The following is a 7,131-nucleotide window of genomic DNA, read 5'->3' as shown; positions in this document are numbered from 1 at the left end:
AATTGGAGCTTTTTAATTATAAGAAATTATCTCATTTTCTAATTGACAAATTATCTAATTAGTTCTCCTCCTCTTCCATATTATGAGTCTTTCCATAATTGCGCCATTTCTCTATACAATCCTGAAAATCCTGAGGTAATTCAGTATCAAAACGCATCATTTCGCCAGTCGTAGGATGTACAAAACCAAGCGTTTTAGCATGCAGCGCCTGACGTGGCAACGCTTTAAAACAATTATCAATAAACTGTTTGTATTTGGTAAACGTAGTTCCCTTCAAAATCAAATGACCGCCGTAACGTTCATCATTAAAAAGCGGATGTCCAATATGTTTCATATGGGCACGAATCTGGTGCGTTCTTCCCGTTTCCAATTTACAGGAAATCAAAGTCACATAACCAAAACGTTCCAAAACCTTATAATGCGTAATGGCAGGTTTCCCAATTTCAGGATCAGCAAAAACAGCCATTTGCATACGGTCTTTCAAGTGTCTGGCAAGGTTTCCTTCGATCGTTCCCTCCTCTTCGGCAACATTTCCCCAAACAAGGGCAATATATTCACGTTCAGAAGTTTTAGCCTCAAATTGTTTGGCCAAATGCGTCATCGCCGCTTCTGTTTTAGCTACTACCAAAAGTCCGGACGTATCCTTATCAATTCTATGAACCAAACCAGGGCGTTCGCTGCTGTTCATTGGTAAATTATCAAAATGATGCGCCAAAGCATTCACCAAAGTCCCTGTATAATTTCCGTGACCCGGATGCACTACCATTCCCGGCTCTTTGTTGATCAACAACAAAGCATCATCTTCATACACAATATTCAACGGAAGATCCTCCGGAAGAATATGATTTTCGTATGGCGGATGCGTTAACATCACCGTTACAACATCAAATGGTTTAACCTTATAATTTGATTTTACCGGAATATCATTTACAAAAATATTTCCTTCAGTTGCGGCGTTCTGAATTTTATTTCGCGTCGCATTCTGAATCAAATTCATTAAATATTTGTCAATACGCAAAAACGCCTGACCTTTAGGGACTTCAAATCTAAAATGTTCGAATAATTCGTCTTCCAGATCTAAATTTTCATTACTATTGTTCATCTTTTGGGGTTTCAGTAGTTGGCGCAGCTAAACTGTCTGTCGCCTGACTTTCATCTACATAACTTGCTTTTCCGTCACCTAAAACCAAGTCGATTTTAGAAGCTTTCAGCACACGGTCTCCTACTTTTAAGTTTCTACCTTTATAACGCATCTCCAGAACCATATCTTTTCCAAGATTAGGAATATAAGTAATCGTTCCCTGCTCAAGCCCTAAAGCCTTCAAAGTCGGAACCGCCTCGCGATACGTTTTCTCGATCAAATCAGGAATTTTAACAGATGAAAATCCCGATGCATTAATTTTAATATATATTTTTCTTCCCACTTTTACCTTCGTTCCCGGCAACGGATCTTGCTCAACAACACTGTATTTAGGAAATTCACTTCTATAATCAACACTATCCAAAAGTACATAATCCAGATCCAGTTCGTCCAGTTTTGCCTCAACTTGTTCCTCTGTCAATTTAGACAAATTCGGAACCGCAATTTCGTGTCCATGATCAGTTGTAAAAGTCAGCCAATGCATAAACAGATAACCCAAAACAGCAATAATAGCAGCCGCAATCAGGATTTGTACAAAAAACACACGGCTTGTTAAATACTTACGTAAAGTCATAAATTTATTTTTAGTTGTCGCAAAGATAAAGCTATTTCGTTTCAAAAAAAATGATAATTTTGTTTTAAGCAAGAAAGTCGCACGATTGTCATCCTTATTGAAAATAAAGAGCTTTTAGAAATTTGGAATTTCAAAATTGGAATTTTAATTTAAAGGAGCTATTTCCTGCTGTACGCTGTATCTTTTCCTGGCTAAAGAAGCCAGAAAAAGGATGCCGCTCCCATCAGGGCTAGGGCTTTAGGATTTATAAGAAGATTTTTGGTATTATTTGTCAGGCTGAGCGAAGTCGAAGCCCCGCAAGAAACTCACGCAAAGTTTATCTGGCATGTGGAGCTACTAACGGAGATCCCTCGTTCCTCGGGATGACAAAGCAAACGAAATGGCAAGCAGATTTTACAGATTTAAACAGATAAACACAGATTGAATTAAAATTTAATTCGTGAATTCGTGACCAAAAACCTGAAACAGTTAAACAAATAAACGATTAAACATATAAACAATACAGAATGAAAAACATAGCCATCATCATGGGCGGATACTCAAGCGAATACAAAATTTCGCTGATCAGCGGAAACGTCGTTTACCAATATCTTGACAAAACAAAATACAACGGATTCCGTATTCATATTTTCAAAGAAAAATGGGTGTATGTAGACGAAAACAATGCCGAATTTTCAATTGATAAAAACGATTTCTCAGTAACCGTAAACGATCAAAAAATTACTTTCGACTGTGTTTTCAATGCCATTCACGGAACTCCGGGTGAAGATGGATTAATGCAGGCCTATTTCGAATTACTAGGAATTAAACAATCGTCTTGCGATTATTACCAAGCCGCATTGACCTTCAACAAACGTGATTTATTATCGGTTTTAAAACCATACGGAATCAAAACGGCAATCTCGTATTACCTAAACAAAGGTGATGTTATCAATACAGCCGAAATCGTAAAAAAAGTAGGTTTACCGTGTTTCGTAAAACCAAACAAAGCCGGTTCAAGTTTCGGAATCTCAAAAGTAAAATCTGAAGCCGAATTGCCAATCGCAATTGAAGTAGCTTACAAAGAAGACAACGAAATCATCATCGAAAGTTTCCTTGACGGAACCGAAGTTTCTGTTGGAGTAATCAATTACCATGGCGAAATTAAGGTTTTACCCATCACTGAAATAGTTTCCGACAATGATTTCTTCGACTACGAAGCCAAATACGAAGGAAAATCACAAGAAATCACGCCGGCCAGAATCTCCGACGAACTAACACAAAAAGTAGGAGAAACAGCCAAACGTGCTTACGAAGTCTTAAAAATGAAAGGTTTCTCAAGAAGCGAATTCATCATCGTAGACAACGAACCGTATATGCTGGAAATGAACACAATTCCAGGTCTAACCACCGAAAGCCTTATCCCGCAACAAGCACAAGCCGCCGGAATCTCGCTACAGGATTTATTCACAAACGCGATCGAGTTAGCTTTAAACTAGTTGCTAAGATACTAAGGTTCTGAGATGCTAAGTTATTAAGATCTCAGAACCTTTTTTTTAACCACAAAGTTTTGTCAGACTGAGCGAAGTCGAAGTCCCGCAAGGTGATTTAGCCCAAAGAAAAAAACTTAGTAACTCAGCGCCTCAGCAACTTAGAAACTCAGAAAAAATGAAAGAAATCTTCGAATGGAATAGACTTTTTTACAACAATCTTCCCGCAAACTTTGCGCTCGAAGTGATATTTCGTTCTACCGTGATGTTTATCATTTTACTGCTAACCTTAAAACTGGCAGGAAAACGAGGTGTAAAACAATTATCGATTTTCGAAACTGTAATTATCATTGCATTAGGTTCTGCAGCAGGAGATCCAATGTTTTATGAAGATGTTGGTATTGTTCCGGCTGCGATTGTTTTTACGGTCATTATTATTTTGTATCGTTCTGTTACCTGGCTTACCGGAAAAAGCAAAAAATTCGAAGAATTTATAGAAGGCAAAACCGAATGTTTAATTAATAATGGAAAATTTTCTATCGCTACTTTCAAAAAAGAAAGTCTCGCACAAGACGAGTTCTTCTCTGAACTCCGTATAAAATCTATCGAACATCTCGGACAAATAAAACATGCTTTTATAGAAACCAGCGGAGAAATAAGCGTATTTTTTTATGAAGATCATGAAGTAAAATACGGACTACCTATCTTGCCCGCTGCATTCAATAAAAAAAGCGAGACAATCGAAAAAGAGGGCATTCACGCCTGCACTTTTTGCGGTCACACCGAAGAGCAAAAACCAGGAAAAGCAAAATGCGAAGTCTGTAAAAAAGACGAATGGGTTCCGGCTTTAAAAACACTTAGGATAACATAATACAAACTTTCAAATAAAATAACATGCTATTTCTTGTTGGAACTCGAGAATCAAACATAAAAAATGGTTCTATTTTAAATGAAAAATGCCCAAAATGTCGTACACAAGATACATTGCATTTTAGCATTTATAAAAGATACACTCACGTCACCTTGATTCCATTATTTCCGATTGGAAAATCTGTTTATATAAAATGCAGTCATTGCAAAGAGAATTTTGATTATGAAGATTTATCTGAAAGTGCTCAATTACAACTAAAAAACGAAAAATTAGATAGTTCAATCTGGATGTTTTCAGGTTCTATTATAATAGCTTTATTCCTTATTTTTACAATCAATAGATATTTTGAAAATAAAGACGAAGCAGGAATTCTAATAAAAAATCCAATGCAAGGAGATGTTTACAATTTAAAATTAAATAATGGCTATTATTCAAATATGCGAATTGATCAAATAACCGCAGATAGTGTCTATGCTACCTTAAATGATTTTCAGGCATATATGCCCAATGAAATAGATGACTTAAATAAACCTGAAAACTATTCAAATCGAAAAGTTTATTATTCAAGAAAAGATTTAACTAAACTTTATCAGGAAAATGAAATATTAAAAATTACTCAAAAAAAAGCGAATGGTTTTAGTAATTAAAATCTTTGTAACTCTGAACCTCTGAACCTTAAAAAAAAATGAGAAAAGCCATATTCCCCGGATCATTTGACCCAATTACTCTTGGACACGAAGATATTATCAAAAGAGGAATTCCTTTATTTGATGAAATTGTAATTGCCATTGGTGTAAACGCCGAAAAAAAATACATGTTTTCACTCGAAGAAAGAAAACGTTTTATAGAAGAAACTTTCAAAGACGAACCAAAAATTTCGGTAATTACTTATGAAGGATTGACTATCGATTTAGCCAAAAAACAAAAAGCCCATTTTATTCTAAGAGGTCTGCGCAATCCCGCCGATTTCGAATTCGAAAAAGCCATTGCCCACACCAATAGAAAATTATCTAAAATAGAGACGGTATTTTTATTAACAGCAGCAAGTACTTCATTTATTAGTTCAAGCATTGTTCGTGATGTACTGCGTCATGGCGGCGAATATGAAATGCTGGTTCCGGATGCGGTTAGAGTGAAGAAATAAAGAAGCGATTTTACCTAAAACCAAAATTTGTGTTTAAAAAACTAATTCTAGTTCTTCTCTTTATTTCATTTAATAAAATTAATAGTCAGAATAATTCTGATTTCGGAAAAGAAATAAAAAATATCGAACGGTACAATTCGCAAGAAATTGATTTTATTGATTCTGAAGAAAATGTAAAATTGAGCGGAACACTCATTTTTCCTAAAACCAACTATTCAAAAATTATTGTTATAACACCGGGAAGCGGTCAGAACAACCGCAATTCTCATTATAATATTGCAGAAGAATTATTAAAAAATGGAATTGCAGTTTACCGATTTGACGACCGGGGCGTTGGAAAATCAGCTGGGAAAGTAAATTTTGGCGTAGATCAAATTATAAAAGACTTATATTACGCCTTAGATAATATTCAAAAAACGGATTCTCTATCTAATAAAAAAATAGGCACTTTAGGTCACAGTTTAGGTGGAATCGCAACAATCGATGCCTATCAAAACGCACTTAAAATTGATTTTATGATATTGATGGCTACACCAATTGAAAAATTTGGAAAATTTAATAAGCCACAATACACCCCCAGAAGTAATCCTGAAATTAAGGTAAGTACGAAAATGCTATTTCAGAATTTACAAATTCCAATGCTTTTTATTGCAGGAACAAATGATAGTTTTTTTAATAGTAAAGAAACTGCCGCGTTAATTCCTGACTTAAATAATAAAAATATTGAAGTTAAAATAATAAACGGATTAAATCATTTTTTAAGAGCGGGATCTGATGATTGGAAAAAAACAAAAGAATATCATAATTTATATGAAATAGATTCTCAGGCTCGCACTGAAATTATAAATTGGACATCAAAGATTTAATTGCTGTATTGGACAAAACATATATTTTTAATCTAATTTAAATGAAAATAAAAGCTATCACAATTCTTATATTTTGTTCTATTATAACTTTTGTTTCTTGCAAAAAAGAGGAAAAAGTAACAAATCAAGCTAAAGATAAAATCGAAATTGATAAAGACATCAAGCCAGATAGCTTAACACTTCTGTATAAAACAACCAATAAAGATAATACCGAAGAAATAAGAATTACGGCATACGGTTCTATAGAAAATGATAAATATTTTTTAGCTGGAGATAAGAATTTTATTTTAGTTTCAAAATATTTAAAAAATAAGAATGAATTTAAACTCATCAAAAAAGATACTTTATTTTCTAATGAGTTTACATATACTAAAATTGATAAAAAAAGCTTTCAAAAAGAAACCATTGATAATACAGAATATATTCTTTTATCCGTCAATGAAACTGTAATGGGAAATGCTGTTACAGATGAAAACGTCGCCTTTATAATGTTAGATATAAAAACACTTCATTTTTATAAATTAGACTATACGGGTGAACCAACCCTTCGCAGTAATGAAGCAATAGATGGAGAGTTTATTGAAAATGAAAGTCTAAATTCAAACCCAGCAATTAAAAAAATTCTTTATCAATTTGCTCATAAAAGTAAATGGGTCTTTCATAATTTAGAAGATGAAAATAATTACACCAATTATGTACAAAAATGGGAAACTGACAACAATGTTTCTAATCATTTAGCAAATGGCTCTTCAGGTATCGCAGATGTTATTTACAGCACTTATTATAAAGATAATTTGTTCAGTTACACCGGAAAGTATGATAAAGAGGAAAGTATCGAAAACGATAATTTTAAAATTGTATCTTATTTTCGAGGCAACATTATCGCATTTGATAAAAATAAAAAAATGTATTTTCCAATTTATACCGAAACTTGTGCAACCGGCTGTGATAAAAAAATAAGATTTGTTTCTGAAAACAGCATTGAAGTTAAATATCATGAATATTCACCGTATCCTACTTCAATTATTAATCTTGACGAAATAATATTCAAAAACTAAAAATTTTA

8 protein-coding genes are annotated in these 7,131 nt (G+C 33.8%); 6 read left to right on the top strand and 2 right to left on the bottom strand.

All coding sequences use genetic code 11. The features are described 5' to 3' along the window. Positions 1 to 58: 58 nt before the first annotated feature. On the bottom strand, positions 59 to 1,102 hold the full coding sequence (locus IRZ78_RS05675) for an RluA family pseudouridine synthase (RefSeq protein ID WP_194615593.1): 1,044 nt from the start codon (positions 1,100 to 1,102) through the stop codon (positions 59 to 61). Beyond that, entirely contained in the window at positions 1,092 to 1,715 is a 624-nt protein-coding gene (locus tag IRZ78_RS05670; protein WP_194615592.1) for a PASTA domain-containing protein, read from the bottom strand. The genes IRZ78_RS05675 and IRZ78_RS05670 overlap by 11 nt, the downstream gene beginning before the upstream one ends. Before the next feature lie 506 nt (positions 1,716 to 2,221). Here IRZ78_RS05670 and IRZ78_RS05665 point away from each other — a divergent pair. The 6 genes from IRZ78_RS05665 (at position 2,222) to IRZ78_RS05640 (ending at position 7,123) form a co-directional block, all read left to right on the top strand. Further along, entirely contained in the window at positions 2,222 to 3,193 is a 972-nt protein-coding gene (locus IRZ78_RS05665; RefSeq protein WP_194615591.1) for a D-alanine--D-alanine ligase, read from the top strand. Between the two features lie 169 nt (positions 3,194 to 3,362). Continuing rightward, positions 3,363 to 4,055, top strand: a complete 693-nt coding sequence (locus IRZ78_RS05660; RefSeq protein ID WP_194615590.1) for a YetF domain-containing protein — start codon at positions 3,363 to 3,365, stop codon at positions 4,053 to 4,055. 23 nt (positions 4,056 to 4,078) lie between these two features. After that, positions 4,079 to 4,702 carry a zinc-ribbon domain-containing protein gene (locus IRZ78_RS05655; RefSeq protein ID WP_194615589.1) on the top strand — a complete coding sequence of 208 codons (624 nt, stop codon included), beginning with the start codon at positions 4,079 to 4,081 and terminating at the stop codon, positions 4,700 to 4,702. A 38-nt stretch (positions 4,703 to 4,740) separates the two neighbouring features. Beyond that, entirely contained in the window at positions 4,741 to 5,199 is a 459-nt protein-coding gene (gene coaD, locus IRZ78_RS05650) for a pantetheine-phosphate adenylyltransferase (protein WP_173972493.1), read from the top strand. Between the two features lie 29 nt (positions 5,200 to 5,228). Beyond that, positions 5,229 to 6,065, top strand: coding sequence for an alpha/beta fold hydrolase (locus IRZ78_RS05645; protein ID WP_194615588.1), 837 nt, complete (start codon positions 5,229 to 5,231; stop codon positions 6,063 to 6,065). Positions 6,066 to 6,106: 41 nt separating this feature from the next. Beyond that, complete coding sequence (locus IRZ78_RS05640; protein WP_194615587.1) at positions 6,107 to 7,123, top strand: hypothetical protein; 1,017 nt, start codon at positions 6,107 to 6,109, stop codon at positions 7,121 to 7,123. The last annotated feature ends 8 nt before the right edge of the window (positions 7,124 to 7,131 follow it).

The organism is Flavobacterium sp. CSZ (assembly GCF_015350725.1).
Classification (GTDB): domain Bacteria; phylum Bacteroidota; class Bacteroidia; order Flavobacteriales; family Flavobacteriaceae; genus Flavobacterium.
This window is presented reverse-complemented; position numbering and strand designations above follow the sequence as displayed.